This is a genomic window from Siccibacter colletis (assembly GCF_025914095.1).
In the GTDB taxonomy this organism is placed as follows: domain Bacteria; phylum Pseudomonadota; class Gammaproteobacteria; order Enterobacterales; family Enterobacteriaceae; genus Siccibacter; species Siccibacter colletis.
Map to the genome: position 1 here is coordinate 3,143,175 of NZ_CP074352.1, position 16,185 is coordinate 3,159,359.

At 56.5% G+C, this 16,185-nt stretch carries 16 protein-coding genes and 5 tRNA genes; 3 read left to right on the plus strand and 18 right to left on the minus strand.

Annotation, left to right across the window (positions count from 1 at the left end):
* Positions 1-30: 30 nt before the first annotated feature.
* From KFZ77_RS15165 to KFZ77_RS15245, 17 genes are all read right to left on the minus strand, one after another.
* Positions 31-459 carry a YqaA family protein gene (locus KFZ77_RS15165; protein ID WP_264384659.1) on the minus strand — a complete coding sequence of 143 codons (429 nt, stop codon included), beginning with the start codon at positions 457-459 and terminating at the stop codon, positions 31-33.
* Positions 456-1,022, minus strand: a complete 567-nt coding sequence (gene yqaB / locus KFZ77_RS15170; protein WP_264384660.1) for a fructose-1-phosphate/6-phosphogluconate phosphatase — start codon at positions 1,020-1,022, stop codon at positions 456-458. Before yqaB ends, KFZ77_RS15165 begins: the two co-directional genes overlap by 4 nt.
* Positions 1,023-1,138: 116 nt before the next feature.
* On the minus strand, positions 1,139-2,053 hold the full coding sequence (locus KFZ77_RS15175) for a bestrophin family protein (protein WP_031523019.1): 915 nt from the start codon (positions 2,051-2,053) through the stop codon (positions 1,139-1,141).
* Between the two features lie 379 nt (positions 2,054-2,432).
* Positions 2,433-2,509 (minus strand) — tRNA-Arg (locus tag KFZ77_RS15180).
* Positions 2,510-2,571: 62 nt separating this feature from the next.
* Positions 2,572-2,648, minus strand: a tRNA-Arg gene (locus KFZ77_RS15185).
* 197 nt (positions 2,649-2,845) lie between these two features.
* Positions 2,846-2,922: transfer RNA gene (locus KFZ77_RS15190), tRNA-Arg, on the minus strand.
* A 197-nt stretch (positions 2,923-3,119) separates the two neighbouring features.
* Positions 3,120-3,196: transfer RNA gene (locus tag KFZ77_RS15195), tRNA-Arg, on the minus strand.
* A gap of 4 nt (positions 3,197-3,200) precedes the next feature.
* A tRNA-Ser gene (locus KFZ77_RS15200) sits at positions 3,201-3,293 on the minus strand.
* A gap of 357 nt (positions 3,294-3,650) precedes the next feature.
* Positions 3,651-3,836 carry a carbon storage regulator CsrA gene (gene csrA / locus KFZ77_RS15205; protein ID WP_000906486.1) on the minus strand — a complete coding sequence of 62 codons (186 nt, stop codon included), beginning with the start codon at positions 3,834-3,836 and terminating at the stop codon, positions 3,651-3,653.
* Between the two features lie 241 nt (positions 3,837-4,077).
* Positions 4,078-6,705, minus strand: coding sequence for an alanine--tRNA ligase (alaS, locus tag KFZ77_RS15210; protein WP_031523017.1), 2,628 nt, complete (start codon positions 6,703-6,705; stop codon positions 4,078-4,080).
* Positions 6,706-6,845: 140 nt separating this feature from the next.
* On the minus strand, positions 6,846-7,340 hold the full coding sequence (locus KFZ77_RS15215) for a regulatory protein RecX (protein WP_031523016.1): 495 nt from the start codon (positions 7,338-7,340) through the stop codon (positions 6,846-6,848).
* Between the two features lie 63 nt (positions 7,341-7,403).
* Positions 7,404-8,468: a recombinase RecA gene (gene recA, locus KFZ77_RS15220; protein WP_031523014.1), complete on the minus strand. Its 1,065-nt coding sequence runs from the start codon at positions 8,466-8,468 to the stop codon at positions 7,404-7,406.
* A gap of 92 nt (positions 8,469-8,560) precedes the next feature.
* A complete protein-coding gene (gene pncC / locus KFZ77_RS15225; protein ID WP_264384661.1) occupies positions 8,561-9,058 on the minus strand; it encodes a nicotinamide-nucleotide amidase in 498 nt (165 codons plus the stop codon).
* A 105-nt stretch (positions 9,059-9,163) separates the two neighbouring features.
* On the minus strand, positions 9,164-10,246 hold the full coding sequence (gene mltB, locus KFZ77_RS15230; protein ID WP_264384662.1) for a lytic murein transglycosylase B: 1,083 nt from the start codon (positions 10,244-10,246) through the stop codon (positions 9,164-9,166).
* A gap of 131 nt (positions 10,247-10,377) precedes the next feature.
* Positions 10,378-11,100 carry an amino acid ABC transporter ATP-binding protein gene (locus KFZ77_RS15235; protein ID WP_031523009.1) on the minus strand — a complete coding sequence of 241 codons (723 nt, stop codon included), beginning with the start codon at positions 11,098-11,100 and terminating at the stop codon, positions 10,378-10,380.
* Entirely contained in the window at positions 11,087-11,851 is a 765-nt protein-coding gene (locus tag KFZ77_RS15240) for an amino acid ABC transporter permease (protein WP_264384663.1), read from the minus strand. The genes KFZ77_RS15235 and KFZ77_RS15240 overlap by 14 nt, the downstream gene beginning before the upstream one ends.
* Positions 11,852-11,917: 66 nt before the next feature.
* Positions 11,918-12,685 (minus strand): basic amino acid ABC transporter substrate-binding protein, encoded by a 768-nt coding sequence (locus KFZ77_RS15245; protein WP_031523006.1) that lies wholly within the window; start codon positions 12,683-12,685, stop codon positions 11,918-11,920.
* Between the two features lie 181 nt (positions 12,686-12,866).
* Between KFZ77_RS15245 and KFZ77_RS15250 the strand changes: the two genes are divergently transcribed.
* Entirely contained in the window at positions 12,867-13,079 is a 213-nt protein-coding gene (locus tag KFZ77_RS15250) for a KTSC domain-containing protein (RefSeq protein WP_031523004.1), read from the plus strand.
* Positions 13,080-13,106: 27 nt separating this feature from the next.
* On the opposite strand, the gene tcp is transcribed toward KFZ77_RS15250, so the two are convergent.
* Entirely contained in the window at positions 13,107-14,771 is a 1,665-nt protein-coding gene (gene tcp, locus KFZ77_RS15255) for a methyl-accepting chemotaxis citrate transducer (protein WP_264384664.1), read from the minus strand.
* Between the two features lie 325 nt (positions 14,772-15,096).
* Between tcp and KFZ77_RS15260 the strand changes: the two genes are divergently transcribed.
* Together KFZ77_RS15260 and KFZ77_RS15265 are read left to right on the plus strand one after the other, a co-directional pair.
* Positions 15,097-15,717, plus strand: coding sequence for a response regulator transcription factor (locus KFZ77_RS15260; RefSeq protein ID WP_264384665.1), 621 nt, complete (start codon positions 15,097-15,099; stop codon positions 15,715-15,717).
* Between the two features lie 54 nt (positions 15,718-15,771).
* A complete protein-coding gene (locus KFZ77_RS15265; RefSeq protein WP_264384666.1) occupies positions 15,772-16,182 on the plus strand; it encodes a hypothetical protein in 411 nt (136 codons plus the stop codon).
* Positions 16,183-16,185 lie beyond the last annotated feature (3 nt).

Below are 16,185 nucleotides of genomic sequence, written 5' to 3' on the forward strand. Positions count from 1 at the left end.
GCATTCGCTGTTCCTTGTTCAAACAACCAATTAGTGCCACCACGTCATCCCCTGAAGCGTTACATACGTGACTACGACATAACGTAACGCCTTGCCAAGGCATAAGAAAAAAATCACTGGTCCCCAGGGCTGACGCAGCCAGCCGGCCAGCAGACACAGCAAATCTCCAATAACTGGCATCCAGCTAAGGAGAAGTGTTACCGGCCCGAACCGTCTGAGCCAGCGGGCCAGCTTTTCCTGTCTGGGTGAACGTTCACGCAGTGGGAAAAACCGCCCAAGAATAACGTTAGTTAGCCCTCCAAGGCTATTACCCATTGTTGCTATTAATACCAGCATCAAGGGCTGACTCTTTCCCGTGACCAGTAGCGCAACCAGCACCGCTTCGGAGCTACCCGGTAGCAGCGTGGCGCTGAGAAAGCTGCTGGCGAAGAGGGAAAGCAGGCTTAGCGCATCGCTCACAGCAAGCGCACGTCCACAGCGTCCATCCCTGCCAGCCGGGCTGCCTGCAGGCCAAAGTCAGCATCTTCAAACACCACGCACTTCTCTGGCGCCACGCCCATCAGTTCAGCACAGCGCAGGAAAGTGTCGGGAGCAGGTTTATGATGCGTGACGTGGTCGGCAGCCACCACCGCGTCGAAATAGTGGCGAATACCAAGCTGACTGAGCAGCGCGTCCGCCAGTGCGCTTTCGCTGCCGGTGCCTACAGCCATCGGACGACGGCCATACCACGTTTTCACCACTTCAATCAGGGGTAAAGGACGCACGTCATCCAGCAGCATGGCGCGAACCGCTGCGGTTTTTTCCGCGGCCAGCTGGTGAGGGTCAAGGGTGGCGTTATTGAGTTCAATAACGGTCTGGGCGATACGCCACGTCGGCGAGCCGTTGAGCGCCACCATTGCCTGTTCGTCAAAGCGCATCCCGTACTTTGTCAGCACCTGATGCCATGCTTTGCGGTGGGTCGGCTCGGTATCCAGAATCGTGCCGTCCATGTCGAAAATCAGTCCATCGTATCGATCGTACATCGTGTCCTCACCCGCAATGTTTCGGACTGCTAATGTAGCGTAAAGCGCGCCAGTTGTCGCATTCTGGCGCGGGAAGCAATAAAGGCAGGACGAAATAGCGACAACCGGGCTGGTGTTCAGGTGAGCTGGTAGCGCTTATCCGGCAGGATGCGCGCGGGAACATCTGCTTCATCGTTCATCTGCAGCAGATCGATCTCCATATTGTTGCAGATGGCATCCAGAGGAAGATCGTTGTTTTCCGTACCGAAAGGATCTTCCAGCTCTTCAGCAAGCGCGTCCAGGGCAATAAAGGTGTAGGAAACCAGTACCGAGATGAACGGCGTCATGTAATGCAGATCAACAACCAGCGCAAACGGCAGCAGGATGCAGAACAGATAAACCGTGCGGTGAAGGATGAGCGTATAGGCGAACGGGACCGGCGTGTTGGCAATGCGCTCACAGCCAGCCAGCACAACCGACATATCGTTGAGACGATTATTCAGGCTGTGGAACAGGATATCCGAGAGCTGCCCTTCCCGACGCCGTACCGCCAGCCAGTTACCCATCAGCAGCAGAATGCGGTTAGCAGGAGAATTGGCGCTGATAACCGCCTGCAGGTCTTCTGCGGTGAGATAGCGATCCAGCTTCCCGGCCAGCGGCTGACGACGCAGCGTCATGCGCAGACAGTGGGCAAACGCAATCTGTAGCCTGACGAACTCGCCAATGGCCGGATCGTCCGGCAGCGTATTTTTCACTTCACGCAGCAAGGAACGCGCCGCAATCATTAACTGGCCCCACAGCTGACGTGCTTCCACATAGCGCGCATAGCAGGCGTTATTGCGAAAGCCGAGAAATATCGCGATAGCCACCCCGAGAATACTGAATGGCGCAACGGTGAGCTTGATCCCCAGCGAGGCATACCAGGGCAACATCAACACGACGGTAACCGACAGGAGGAAGTTAAGCAGTAAACGGGTAAAAATCTTCGACAGTACCGAGCCGTGCCAGACAAAAATCAGGGCCAGCCAGTGTTGTTGTGGGCGTACGATCATAGGTCAGGTCAGATAAGAATGGGCGCCGCTATTAAACGTGATCCGCGTCACGGTTGCAAGTTTGCTAATGGGATGTTGAAAAGCAGAAAACAGGCGCAGAACGCAAGGGTATTAGCGCTGTATTAAGTATGTTGTAACTAAGAGGGACTTTAAAAAAACTGGCTTGAGCCAGAGGGTTTGTTAACTGCGCACCTGACATTGAAGGGTGCCTGGATAAACATCATTGCTGATAGCTAAGCGAAATATGGTGCATCCGGGAGGATGATTCAGCTTACGCCTCACCCTGTGGGCCACTGCTGCGCAGTGTTATCCTTCCTGGTGCTCGCGGTTGCTGCCGCGCTATTTGCTTAATCATCATTGCTGACAGCTAAGCGAAATATGGTGCATCCGGGAGGATTCGAACCTCCGACCGCTCGGTTCGTAGCCGAGTACTCTATCCAGCTGAGCTACGGATGCATTGGGATTACTGCTGTACTACTGAATCACTGTCGCTCATCATGCCGCAACACTGATGAAGATGGTGCATCCGGGAGGATTCGAACCTCCGACCGCTCGGTTCGTAGCCGAGTACTCTATCCAGCTGAGCTACGGATGCATTGGGGTTTACTGCTGTACTACTGAATCACTGTTGCTCATCATGCCGCAACACTGATGAAGATGGTGCATCCGGGAGGATTATTCGGCTTGCGCCTCACCCTGCGGGCCACTGCTGCGCAGTGTTATCCTTCCTGGTGCTCGCGGTTGCTGCCGCGTTATTTGCTTAATCATCATTGCTGACACTTAAGCGAAATATGGTGCATCCGGGAGGATTCGAACCTCCGACCGCTCGGTTCGTAGCCGAGTACTCTATCCAGCTGAGCTACGGATGCATCGGGATTTACTGCTGTACTACTGAATCACTGTCGCTCATCATGCCGCAACACTGATGAAGATGGTGCATTCAGGAGGATGATTCGGCTTACGCCTTACCCTGCTGGCCACTGCTACGCAGTGTTATCCTTCCTGGTGCTCGCGGTTGCTGCCGCGTTATTTGCTTAATCATCATTGCTGACAGCTAAGCGAAATATGGTGCATCCGGGAGGATTCGAACCTCCGACCGCTCGGTTCGTAGCCGAGTACTCTATCCAGCTGAGCTACGGATGCAAAATGGCGGTGAGGCGGGGATTCGAACCCCGGATGCAGCTTTTGACCGCATACTCCCTTAGCAGGGGAGCGCCTTCAGCCTCTCGGCCACCTCACCACACACGCCTCTTACGAGTTGTGCCTCAATGTGTTTCCACTCATCGGCACTGCGTGGCGCACATATTACTTTCTGGGTCTTATAAGTCAAACAATTTTTCGGGAGATAATTTCGTTTGAACATTTAGCACCCAATTAGCGTGATTTGCCAACAAAAAGGCCGTTTTATCAACAGTAAAAGCGTGATGCGTTATCCAAGTTACGAAGAATTTCTGCAAGCATGCAGCAGCGATTTATGCGTGGCGGTAATGGCTGAATGGCAAATCAGAGAGAAAATTGGAAGGTAATGGGAGAAAAGGTAAGAAAGGAGCGGGACAAACAGGAGCGCCTCGTGATTGATACGCGAGGCGCCATATTCTTAGTAGCTGGACTGTTGTGATTTTTCAGCCTGGATACGCTGGTAGATCTCTTCACGGTGTACAGACACTTCTTTCGGGGCGTTAACACCAATACGTACCTGGTTACCCTTTACTCCAAGAACTGTCACGGTCACCTCATCCCCAATCATGAGGGTCTCACCAACTCGACGAGTCAGAATCAGCATTCTTTGCTCCTTGAAAGATTAAAAGAGTCGGGTCTCTTGTATCCCGGCATTATCCATCATATAACGCCAAAAAGTAAGCGATGACCAACACTTCATGTGTCAGCAGTCACGGCATTACATTCTGTTATGACTAAGCTTAGCCGATATAGATAACTTCAACCTGACTTTGTGTTAATTGAGAGTGTTCCTCAACGCGCCAGCGCAACGCGGCGCATTAGCGCGTCAGGACACCCCATTGTTATTACAGTTTTGACGCCACCCAGCTTTCAACGCTTGCCAGTGCCGCAGGCAGTGCCTGTGCATCGGTGCCGCCAGCCATCGCCATATCTGGACGACCGCCGCCTTTACCACCGACCTGCTGGGCAACCATACCAATCAGTTCGCCCGCTTTCACGCGGTCGGTAACGTCTTTAGACACGCCAGCAATCAGAGAAACCTTATCATCAGCCACGGTCGCCAGCACCACGATAGTGGAGCCTAACTGGTTTTTCAGGTCGTCTACCATGGTGCGCAGCATTTTCGGTTCGACATTGGTCAGTTCGCTGACCAGCAGCTTCACGCCGTTGATCTCTTTCGCACTGTTAGCCAGACCCGCGCTCTCCTGAGCGGCCTGCTGCGCTTTGAGCTGCTGCAGCTCTTTTTCCAGCTGGCGCGTACGATCCAGCACCGAGCGTACTTTGTCGCCGAGGTTCTGGCTATCGCCTTTCAACAGCTGGGCGATGTCCTGCAGCTGATCGTTCTGCGCGTGCAGCATCGCCAGCGCGCCTTCACCGGTAACGGCTTCAATACGACGCACACCCGCAGCGGTGCCGGATTCGGCGACGATGCGGAACAGACCGATATCACCCGTACGACGGGCGTGGGTGCCGCCGCACAGCTCGGTGGAGAAGTCGCCCATGCTCAGCACGCGTACGCGGTCATCGTATTTCTCGCCAAACAGCGCCATAGCCCCTTTCGCTTTCGCGTCTTCGAGCTCCATGATGTTGGTTTCAATTGGCAGGTTGCGGCGGATCTGCGCGTTCACCAGATCTTCGACGGCACGAATTTCCGCAGGCTTCATGGCCTCGAAATGGGAGAAGTCGAAACGCAGCCCCTTATCGTTTACCAGCGAGCCTTTCTGCGCAACGTGCGTGCCGAGGATCTGGCGCAGCGCGGCGTGCATCAGGTGCGTCGCAGAGTGGTTCAGGCGGATGCGTTCACGACGCGCTTCGTCGACCTGCGCATTCACACCGCTGCCCACTTTCAGCACACCGCTGGTCAGTTTACCCACGTGACCGATCGCCTGGCCGTATTTCTGGGTGTCGCTGACGTCGAAGCTAAAGCCGGTACCGCCGATAATGCCTTTATCGCCAACCTGACCGCCGGATTCTGCATAGAACGGCGTGGTATCCAGGATCACGACCGCGTCCTGGCCTGCGGAGATCTGCTCTACCGCGTTACCATCAACGAACAGGCCGGTAACGTGCCCGGTCAGCTCAAGCTGGTCGTAGCCTTTGAATTCAGACGCAGAGTCAACGCGGATCATCGCGTTATAGTCGGCACCAAAACCGCTGGACTCACGGGCGCGACGACGCTGCTCTTCCATTGCGGCTTCGAAGCCCGCTTCGTCAACCTTGAGGTTGCGCTCGCGGCAAACATCGGCGGTGAGATCCACCGGGAAGCCATAGGTGTCATACAGACGGAACGCGGTTTCGCCATCCAGAGTATCCCCTTGCAGCTTCGCCAGCTCTTCGTCCAGCAGCGCCAGGCCACGCTCCAGCGTACGGGCAAACTGCTCTTCTTCGGTTTTCAGCACCTGCTCAACCTGCGCCTGCTGGCGTTTCAGGTCGTCACCTGCCGCGCCCATCACCTCAATCAGCGGGCCTACCAGCTTGTAGAAGAAGGTCTCTTTCGCGCCCAGCATGTTGCCGTGACGGATTGCGCGACGAATGATGCGGCGCAGCACGTAGCCGCGGTTCTCGTTCGACGGAATAACGCCGTCGGCCACGAGGAAGGCGCAGGAACGAATGTGGTCTGCGATTACGCGCAGGGATTTGTTCGCCAGATCGGTCGCGCCGGTTTCTTTTGCCACGGCCGCGATAAGCTTGCTGAACAGATCGATTTCATAGTTGGAGTTAACGTGCTGCAGTACCGCAGCGATACGCTCAAGGCCCATCCCGGTATCCACGGACGGCTTCGGCAGCGGTTCCATCGTACCGTCAGCCTGACGGTTGAACTGCATGAACACGATGTTCCAGATTTCGATATAGCGATCGCCATCTTCTTCCGGGCTGCCCGGCGGGCCACCCCAGATGTGATCGCCGTGGTCGAAGAAGATTTCGGTGCACGGACCGCACGGGCCGGTGTCGCCCATCTGCCAGAAGTTATCTGAAGCAAATGCCGCGCCTTTATTGTCGCCGATGCGGATAATGCGCTCGCGCGGCACGCCCACTTCTTTTTCCCAGATGTCGAACGCTTCGTCGTCAGTTTCGTATACCGTTACCCACAGACGATCTTTCGGCAGGTTGAACCACTGCTCACCGGTCAGCAGTTCCCAGGCATATTGAATGGCGTCCTGTTTGAAGTAGTCGCCGAAGCTGAAGTTACCCAGCATTTCAAAGAAGGTGTGGTGACGGGCAGTGTAACCGACGTTTTCCAGGTCGTTGTGCTTACCACCGGCACGTACGCAGCGTTGCGCGGTCGTCGCTCGGGAATAATTACGTTTGTCCATGCCAAGGAAAACATCCTTGAACTGGTTCATCCCGGCGTTGGTAAACAGAAGGGTCGGGTCGTTATTCGGCACAAGGGAGCTGCTGGCAACAACCTGATGCCCCTTACTGTGGAAAAAATCGAGAAACGCCTGACGGATCTCAGCGGTGCTCTTGCTCATAATTATCCTGAAATCAAGCTAACGAGTGTCGTAAGGCGGGAAGAGCGAAGAGATTATCCCCCCTCTCCTGCCCGGCTTATCGGGAAAAAAGTGGGAATAAGATAAGTTTTCTTTACAGGGAAGTAAAACCCAGAGTGCAGTCAATCGGCAAAATTTCGGTAGATTTCCTGGATATCTTCCATCAGAAAGCCGCGATAAAGTAAAAAGCGCTGCACTTTGGCTTTCTGCGCAAATTCCGTTGGCAGCGGCTCACCGTATTTCTTCGTCGCCTGGTCCCAGGCTATCTGCGTCCAGTCGGTTTCACACTCCGCCATTGCCGCATCGCACAGCTCTCGCGCCACGCCTTTTTGCTGCAGCTCCTGACGCACGCGACGCGAGCCGTACCCTTTGCGCGCACGGCTGGCAATGAACTGACGCGCAAAGCGGGCATCATCCAGCCAGTGTTGTTCCAGGCAGGTGGCAATGACTTTTTCGATATCTTCCGCTGCCGGCGGCTCTTCTTTTTGGCCGGGAAAAGTGGCAACCAGTTTTTTACGCAGCTCTTGCTCGCTGTGATCGCGCATCGCCAGAATACGCGTGGCGCGGTCAAGAAGGCGGGCATAGCCGGAGCGGCGGGGAGAAGGGGTATCTGACATAGTACGGAAACCAGAATGGGGAGCGGTAGAAAAGAACAAGGGCTGCCGGAGCAGCCCTTAGGATTAGAAGTCTTCTTTCGTTTCTTCGACGTCTTTGTCGTGGTCATCGACCACGAAGTCCGGCGTGCCATCCTGATTGTTCAGCAGCATCTCACGCACTTTCTTCTCGATCTCCGTCGCGATAGCAACGTTCTCTTTCAGGAAGTTAGTGGCGTTAGCTTTACCCTGGCCAATCTTGTCGCCCTGATAGCTGTACCATGCACCCGCTTTCTCGATCAGCTTGTGCTTCACGCCCAGGTCAACCAGCTCGCCGTAGAAGTTGATGCCTTCACCGTAAAGAATCTGGAATTCAGCCTGTTTAAACGGCGCAGCGATTTTGTTTTTCACCACTTTTACGCGGGTTTCGCTACCGACCACTTCGTCGCCCTCTTTCACCGCGCCGATACGGCGGATATCAAGACGGACAGAAGCGTAGAACTTCAGCGCGTTACCCCCGGTGGTGGTTTCCGGGTTACCAAACATCACGCCGATCTTCATACGGATCTGGTTGATGAAGATAAGCAGGGTGTTGGACTGCTTCAGGTTACCGGCCAGCTTACGCATCGCCTGGCTCATCATACGTGCCGCGAGGCCCATGTGAGAGTCACCGATTTCGCCTTCGATTTCCGCTTTCGGGGTCAGCGCCGCCACGGAGTCGACGACGATAACGTCTACCGCACCGGAACGCGCCAGCGCGTCACAGATTTCCAGCGCCTGCTCACCGGTATCCGGCTGCGAGCAGAGCAGGTTGTCGATATCAACACCCAGCTTGCGGGCGTAGACCGGGTCCAGCGCGTGCTCGGCGTCAATGAACGCACAGGTTTTACCGCTGCGCTGTGCAGAGGCGATAGCCTGCAGGGTCAGCGTGGTTTTACCCGAAGACTCCGGACCATAGATCTCAACGATACGGCCCATCGGCAGACCACCTGCGCCAAGCGCGATGTCGAGCGAGAGAGAACCGGTAGAGATAGTCTCAACATCCATAGAGCGGTCTTCACCCAGACGCATGATGGAGCCTTTACCAAATTGCTTTTCAATCTGGCCAAGTGCTGCCGCTAACGCCTTCTGTTTGTTTTCGTCGATAGCCATTTTTACTCCTGTCATGCAGGGTGAGCCCTATTGCGCCACGCTGCGTCATTCTGTTTTGTTGCGGCAATTATACTGTATAGTCATACAGTATCTCAAGCCTTTTGTAGAAAATGTTGCCACAGTGTAGTGAGGGCATAAGCCGTGGCCTGGCGGCGTACGGATTCACGATCGCCGTCAAAACGCTCGCGCCGGGCCAGCACCTCGCCAGCCGGCCCGGCGAAGCCGAACCACACGGTGCCGACGGGTTTTTCCGCACTGCCGCCGTCCGGCCCGGCAATGCCACTGACCGCAATCGCATAGCTTGCAGCGGCGGCATTTTGCGCGCCCTGCGCCATCTGTGTGACCACCTGCTCGCTCACCGCGCCGTGGGCCTCAAGCGTTGCGCCATCCACGCCAATCAGCTGCTGTTTGGCATCATTACTGTAGGTCACAAAGCCGCGTTCAAACCAGGCGGAGCTGCCGGCGATGTCGGTGATGACTTTCGCTACCCAGCCGCCGGTGCAGGACTCGGCAGTGGTGACCGTTGCGCCCAGCTGTTTCAGTGCCGCCCCAACCTGCTGGCTTAATGCTGTCAGTTCGCTGTCCGTCATAGTGGGTTCCGATTGTAGAGAGAAAGCGCCCCTCGCGGAAACGCTTTCTAATTATTTCAGGCAATTACATCATTTTCTTCGACGCGCATTCCATCATCACGCGGCTCAGCGCACCGACGCCAGCGCCACCGCCTGCCCGAGCTGCCACACCGCCATCGCATAGTGGGCGCTGTGGTTATAGCGCGTGATTGTGTAGAAGTTCGGCAGCCCGTACCAGTACTCATAGCCGGTTCCCACATCGAGGCGCAGCAGGCTCACTTCACTGTAGTTGCCCAGCGGCTGCTGCGGCGTAAGCCCGGCTGCTGCCAGCTCGGCCGGTGAGTATTTGGTGTTGAAGCCGGATTTCAGCCCCGGTGCCTGGCCCATCGCCGGGATGGCCACCGGCTCGCCGGTTTTCCAGCCGTGGGCTTTGAAATAGTTCGCCACGCTGCCAATCGCGTCTTCCGGGTCCCACAGGTTGATATGGCCGTCGCCGTTAAAGTCCACGGCATACTCTTTATAGGAGGATGGCATGAACTGCCCGTAGCCCATCGCGCCGGCAAACGAGCCTTTCAAATTGAGCGGATCGTCCTGCTCGTCGCGCGCCATCAGCAGGAAGGTCTCCAGCTCGCCAGAGAAATATTCAGCGCGGCGCGGATAGTTAAACGAGAGCGTGGCGAGGGCGTCCAGAATGCGCGTTTTCCCCATCACGCGGCCCCAGCGCGTTTCGACGCCGATGATGCCAACAATAATCTCCGCCGGTACGCCATAAACCTGCTGGGCACGCGCCAGCGCTTCGCGGTGCTGGTTCATAAACACCACGCCGTTCTGCACGTTATCCGGGGTGATGAACTGGCCGCGGTAGCGCAGCCAGGCGCCTGTCGGTCCCGTCGGCCCGGTTTTGGTCGGTGCCTGGCGGTCCATCAGGCGCAGCACGTAGTCCAGACGTTTCGCCTGGGAGAGGATCTCGTGCAGCTGCTGGCGGTCAAAGCCATGCTTGCTGACCATCTTATCGATGAACTGTTGCGCCGCCGGGTTGTTGGCAAAATCACCGGAAGCGAGCAGGACGTTATGTTGGGGTTGCAGCAGGAAGCCGCCGGAAGGGGTTCCTACGGTTTCAGCAGCGGTTTCTTGTTTTCCCGGCTTGCTGCTACAGGCGGCAAGCAGAACACAGAGCGGTAACAGAGTGGCAAAGCGGCGCGTGAGCATGAGATATCCATATAGCGTAAATGACGATGCGCTCATGGTAGACCATCTCAGAGAAAGCGTGAATGGCGATCCCCTCGCCAGACGACATCCAGTGAAAAAAAGCCGCCGGGCAGTGCCGACGGCGATGCGGTTTACAGCACTTTACTGAGGAAGGCAGCAGTACGCGGATTGGTCGGAGCGGTGAAGATCTGCTCCGGGGTGCCCTGCTCCTGAATCACGCCGTTATCGATGAAAATCACCCGGTCCGCCACTTCCCGGGCAAAACCCATCTCATGGGTCACGATAACCATCGTCATCCCTTCAGCGGCAAGATCCTTCATCACGCCAAGCACTTCGCCCACCAGCTCGGGGTCAAGCGCCGAGGTCGGCTCATCAAACAGCATGATCGACGGGCCCATTGCCAGCGCCCGGGCGATAGCCACGCGCTGCTGCTGCCCGCCGGAGAGGCTCGATGGCCAGGCGTCGCGCTTGTCGCTCAGTCCGACCTTCGCCAGCAGGCTCAGGGCCAGCGTTTCCGCCTCGGCGCGTTTCATACCGCGCAGGTTGATCGGGGCCATCATCAGGTTTTGCAGCACCGTCATATGCGGAAACAGGTTAAAGCGCTGGAACACCATACCAACGCTTTCCCGCATCTTATTGAGATCGGTTTTCCGGTCGTGGATCGCAAAGCCATTCACCTCGACTTCACCTTCGCTCACGCTCTCCAGCGCATTCATGCAGCGCAGGAAGGTGCTTTTACCGGAGCCGGAGGGACCGATAACGCACACCACTTCCTGGGGTTTAACGTCGCAGCTGATGCCGCGCAGCACGTGGCTGTCGCCGAAATGCTTGTGGAGGTTATTAATGTGAATCACTTTTGCCAAACCTCTTTTCCAGACGATTTACGCCCTGCGCCAGTATGAAGGTAATCACCCAGTAAACCAGGGAGATGGTCAGGTAGGGTTCCCAGTAGGTGGCGTAGGCACCGGAAACGGTACGCGCCGCGTAGGCCAGGTCCGCCAGGCCAATCGCCGACGCCAGCGAGGAGTCTTTGACGATGGCGATAGCGTTGTTGCCAAGCGGCGGCAGAATGCGGCGAAACGCCTGGGGCAGGATCACCTGACGCATGGTTTTCCACCACGGCATGCCCAGCGCCCGGGAAGCTTCCATCTGGCCTTTATCAATGGACTGAATACCGGCGCGGAAGATTTCCGAAACATAAGCCCCGGCGTTCAGGGTAATCGCCACGATACAGGACAGAAACGCACCGTACTCCGAGCGCAGCCCGCGCGCCAGGTCGCTGGTCATGATGCCGCTGGTCACCATCAGGCCATCGCGCGGGTTGATGAACAGCGGCACCAGCGCAAAATGCACCACCATAATCTGCACAAACAGCGGCGTACCGCGAATGGCGCTGACGTAAAAGCGCACCGGGAACTGCACCAGCCAGCGCAGCACGTATTTCCACGGCCCGTGATCGGCGCGCGCCATGCGCCCCAGCCCGAGGGTTAAGCCCCACAGCGTGCCGAGGATGACACAGATAATGGTGCATTTGATGGTCATCCAGGCGCCTTCCATAAACAGCGGGCCGTATTCCTGAATGATCTCCCAACGAAATCCTGTCATAGCGTCTCTCTAAAAAAAGCGGCTACCGCAGAGGCCCGCGATAGCCGCACTTTATCAGGCGTGAACTTACTGGGCCGGCAGCGTCGGAACGCTCTCGTCGAACCAGGTCTTATAGATGGTGGCATAGGTGCCGTCAGCAACGATCTTCTTCAGGCCGCTGTTGATTTTTGCCAGCAGTTCGTCGTTACCTTTTGCTACGGCGATACCGAAGTACTGGCGTTCAAATTTGGCGTCCGGCACCAGTTTGAACTGCTTTTCCGGGTGCTGTTTGATGTAGTACTTCACCACGCCCACATCGCCCACCGCCGCGCTGACGCCGTCTTCAAACAGCTCCTGCAGCATCAGCGGGGTATTATCGAAACGCTTGATGGCGGTGCTGTTTTTGCCCAGTACGTCAGAAACCACAATGTCGCCGGTGCTGGAGTTTACCACGCCCACTTTCTCGCTTTTCAGCGAATCCAGCGAGGTGACGGTTGAACCGGACGGCACGACAATGGACTGTTCCGCCGGGAAGTACGGCGCAGAGAAGTCCACCATCTGCTTACGCTTATCGGTGATGGTGATGCCGGAGATAATAATGTCGCGATCGCCGGAACCGAGGGTGGCGAAGATCCCCTCCCACGGGGTGTTAACCAGCTTCACGTTGAAGTTTTCCGCTTTGGCGATGGCTTTGATGATGTCGATATCGAAGCCTTCGAGCTGCTTCTGGCTGTTTTCGAATTCAAACGGACGGTAAGTGCCGCCAGAACCCACCACGTACGTTTCCTGAGCGGCAAAGGCGCTGCCCGCCAGGGCAACCATCAGACCACACGCCTGCAGTAATTGCTTAACCATCATCTGAATCCTTATTTTTATGCAAATATTATGCATAAAAATACATAGAGTGGTGCAGCGACGCAACTAAAAAATATGATATTTCCTGAGCGGCGCGCCGGCCGTCCACACCCGCAGGTATAAAGTTTCGCCAGGCTGGACCGATATGACTCTTTTACCATCACCACAAGACGCGAATGATATGAAAAGACATGAACTCCGGTCCCGCACATTCAAAAGCGCAGGTTACGATCCAACCTGTTCAGTAATGGAAATTGAGCACGCTAATGGCCGCGTGGAGCAGTTTTTAGGCGTGCCCGCTAAAACGTATCAGACGTTTATGATGAGCAATGAGAAAGAGACGTACTTTACGGCCAGCATCAGGAACAGCTTCTTTAAAGTGACCGTTGGCTGACGCCTCTTCCCGTTAACGCATGGAAACTCAGAAGGTTTCCCAGTGTTCTCCACCGGCTTTGCCTGCCATCGAAGGTACCAGAGCCTGTGGCTTCTCCCGCGCCGCCGGCACGTCACGTACCGGTGAGCTGTGGTTTGCCTTCAGCTGGAAAACAGCCACCGCCTGACGCAGGCGATCGGCCTGATCTTCAAGCGCTGCCGAAGCCGCGGCCGACTCTTCCACCAGTGCGGCGTTCTGCTGCGTTACGCTGTCCATCTGTGATACTGCCAGGCTGACCTGCTCAATGCCTTTGCTCTGCTCATCCGACGCCGAGGCGATTTCACCCATAATATCGGTGACGCGGGTTACCGCCGTAACGATCTCTTTCATGGTATCGCCCGCCTGATGCACCAGCTCAGACCCCATACCCACGCGGGTCACAGAGTTGTCGATCAGCGACTTAATCTCTTTGGCTGCCTGGGCGCTACGGCTTGCCAGGGTACGCACTTCCCCGGCAACCACCGCAAAGCCGCGCCCCTGCTCGCCGGCCCGCGCCGCTTCTACCGCGGCGTTCAGCGCCAGGATATTGGTCTGGAAAGCGATGCTGTCGATGACGCTGGTGATATCGGCAATCTGCCGCGAGCTGTCAGAGATCTCCTTCATGGTCGTGACTACCTGATCCACCACGCGCCCGCCCTTGCCAGCGGTTTCCGAGGCATTCTTCGCCAGCTGCGCGGCCTGACGGGCGTTGTCGGTGTTCTGTTTCACCGTCGCCGTCAGCTCTTCCATACTGGCAGCGGTCTCTTCAAGCGAAGCGGCCTGCTGCTCGGTGCGGGATGACAGGTCGTTACTGCCCGCGGAGATCTCCCCGGCACCGGTATAGATCGATTCCGAGCTGTCGCGCACTGACCCGACGGTGCGGATAAGCGAGTGCTGCATGGCTTTCAGCGTCGACACCAGCTGGCCCATCTCGTTACGGCCTTCCCCTTCAATGGTGTGCGTCAGGTTGCCGTCAGCGATGGCGCGAATATGCGTCATGGCACGCTGCAGCGGCACCAGCAGCAGATGCTGCAGGCCAAACCAGATCACCGCGATAATGGCCACGACCGCCAGCGCAATAGTGCCCAGCGTCCACTGCATGCTGGTGAAGCTGCGCTGGTTATCCTCTGCGGCCACCTGCAGCAGACGGTTATTCTCTGCCCGCCAGGTGCTGTAGCTGCTCTCCAGCGCATCCTGTGCCGCCTGCGCATCCAGGTTGCCGTAGGCTTCATAGTTGTTGGCGCGCAGGAACCCGATCGAGGCCTGCAGCACATCGTGATAGGCGCTGAGCTTTGCCTGAATATCGCGGGCTATCGCCTCATCCTGTCCGGCAAGGCGTGGGGCGTTCTTATAGGCCTCAAACTGGCTCTGCGCCCGGCCCAGGGTTTCATCAGCCACGCCGAGCAGCTTATCGATGGCTGCCAGCGAGGCCGGGTCGCGCTGGTTTTTCAGAAAGCGGATCGCCACGCGGGTGACGGTGACGCGGGTTTTCACCAGCGTCTGAATGCTGTCGCCCAGCTGCTCCTGCTGGAAATTAAGCTGGCCTGAATTCTGGAAATTATCCCGATCCTGGCTGACAGATGAGTAGAACAGCCCGCCGGTAACTACCTGCAACAGGCTGAAAATAAAAAGGATTATGACAATCCCGGTGATAACTTTTAGGTTTTTTAACATGTGCTGCGTTCCCCGATAAACCCCTGAATGTTGTGAAATGTTTATCGGTTTGTTATGAACAATCTTTATCCAGCACAACGACTTATCTTTACAACGCAATGATTTCCTGACGAAAATATATTTTATCCGCGGCGATACGCGCCTGATGCTATTCCGCCAGCCTGTAACCGAAACATAAAATACCATTAACAAAAAAGGTGTTTTATGGATATGGTAATTACATTCACATCCAATTATTCTTCATAATTATGCTTTGTATTCTGCCCGGGGCTGGCGGGATACCGTTGATTCGATTGCTTTTTCCAGAGCATCGCAGGGCACGAATATGGAACAGATAATCTACGTAGTGGATGACGATGACGCCGTCCGCCGCGCCGTCGTCCGGTTACTCCAGTCCGAAGGCCACGAGGTGGCTGATTTCAATTCTGCGCAGGCGTTTCTTTCCCACGACTTTTGCGAAAAGCCGGGCTGCCTGGTGCTGGACATGAACATGCCCGCCGCTGATGGCTTTGATGTTATGGATGGCCTGTCCCGACTGGGCCGGGTGCTGCCGGTCATCTTCCTCACGGGCTTCGGTACTATCCCCCTTACCGTTAAGGCGATGAAAACCGGCGCTCTGGAGTTCCTCACCAAACCGGTTAACCCGGTGCAGCTGTTGCAGGCGGTGGCGGAAGGGCTGCGTCAGGCGCAGCAAAACTTTAGCCATCTGCGTGAACAGCATGCGTTAACGCAGCGCCATCAGTCGCTGACCCTACGCGAGCGCGAAGTGCTGGAGCTGGCCATCGGCGGGCTGCTGAATAAGCAGATTGCCACCGCGCTGGGTGTAAGCGAGATCACCGCCAAAGTGCATAAGCGGCGCGTGATGGAGAAGATGCAGGCACGCTCGCTGGCGGATCTGGTGCGCAGCGCGGAGCGCCTGAACATCGTGAAGTCCCGCAGCCGATAATTTTTTGCCGCCGCCTTGCTGTGGCACCGTACCCCGTTTTCAGGAGAAAACCCGATGATCACCGATCCGTTATCCGACCCGCGTACCCAGCTTAAATCCATCTCTTCAGCGCTGCGCAAGCTGCATAAAGCGCTGGTGGATCTGGAAACCGAACGTTTTGGTAATCCCGGCAGCCCGTTTGAGCATCTGCAGCTGCTGACCACGCACCCGCAGTTCGCCTGGCTGCGCCAGATTTCAGAGATTCTGGTCGAGATTGATGAGCGCCTGGACGACAAGGAAAATCCGGTGGAGGCAGCGACGGTGGAGAACTATCGTAAGGCTACGGAGAGCCAGCTGGCACTGGGGCCGGAAAACGGCAGCGAGTTCCATTACAAGTACCTGAACGCACTGCAGGAATCGACCCAGGTAGCGATGGCGCACGGTGAGCTGCGCCACCGTCTGTCACAGCTCGCCCCCGCCGCCTGACGC

Bases quoted from the DNA above. Each gene is read 5' to 3' on its own strand.
- KFZ77_RS15265 (WP_264384666.1), top strand. From the start codon at position 15,772: ATGATCACCGATCCGTTATCCGACCCGCGTACCCAGCTTAAATCCATC.
- pncC (WP_264384661.1), bottom strand. From the start codon at position 9,058: ATGACGGACAGCGAACTGACAGCATTAAGCCAGCAGGTTGGGGCGGCA.
- recA (WP_031523014.1), bottom strand. From the start codon at position 8,468: ATGGCTATCGACGAAAACAAACAGAAGGCGTTAGCGGCAGCACTTGGC.
- KFZ77_RS15240 (WP_264384663.1), bottom strand. From the start codon at position 11,851: ATGACAGGATTTCGTTGGGAGATCATTCAGGAATACGGCCCGCTGTTT.
- mltB (WP_264384662.1), bottom strand. From the start codon at position 10,246: ATGCTCACGCGCCGCTTTGCCACTCTGTTACCGCTCTGTGTTCTGCTT.
- KFZ77_RS15175 (WP_031523019.1), bottom strand. From the start codon at position 2,053: ATGATCGTACGCCCACAACAACACTGGCTGGCCCTGATTTTTGTCTGG.
- alaS (WP_031523017.1), bottom strand. From the start codon at position 6,705: ATGAGCAAGAGCACCGCTGAGATCCGTCAGGCGTTTCTCGATTTTTTC.
- KFZ77_RS15215 (WP_031523016.1), bottom strand. From the start codon at position 7,340: ATGTCAGATACCCCTTCTCCCCGCCGCTCCGGCTATGCCCGCCTTCTT.
- yqaB (WP_264384660.1), bottom strand. From the start codon at position 1,022: ATGTACGATCGATACGATGGACTGATTTTCGACATGGACGGCACGATT.
- KFZ77_RS15245 (WP_031523006.1), bottom strand. From the start codon at position 12,685: ATGGTTAAGCAATTACTGCAGGCGTGTGGTCTGATGGTTGCCCTGGCG.
- KFZ77_RS15260 (WP_264384665.1), top strand. From the start codon at position 15,097: ATGGAACAGATAATCTACGTAGTGGATGACGATGACGCCGTCCGCCGC.
- KFZ77_RS15250 (WP_031523004.1), top strand. From the start codon at position 12,867: ATGAAAAGACATGAACTCCGGTCCCGCACATTCAAAAGCGCAGGTTAC.
- tcp (WP_264384664.1), bottom strand. From the start codon at position 14,771: ATGTTAAAAAACCTAAAAGTTATCACCGGGATTGTCATAATCCTTTTT.
- csrA (WP_000906486.1), bottom strand. From the start codon at position 3,836: ATGCTGATTCTGACTCGTCGAGTTGGTGAGACCCTCATGATTGGGGAT.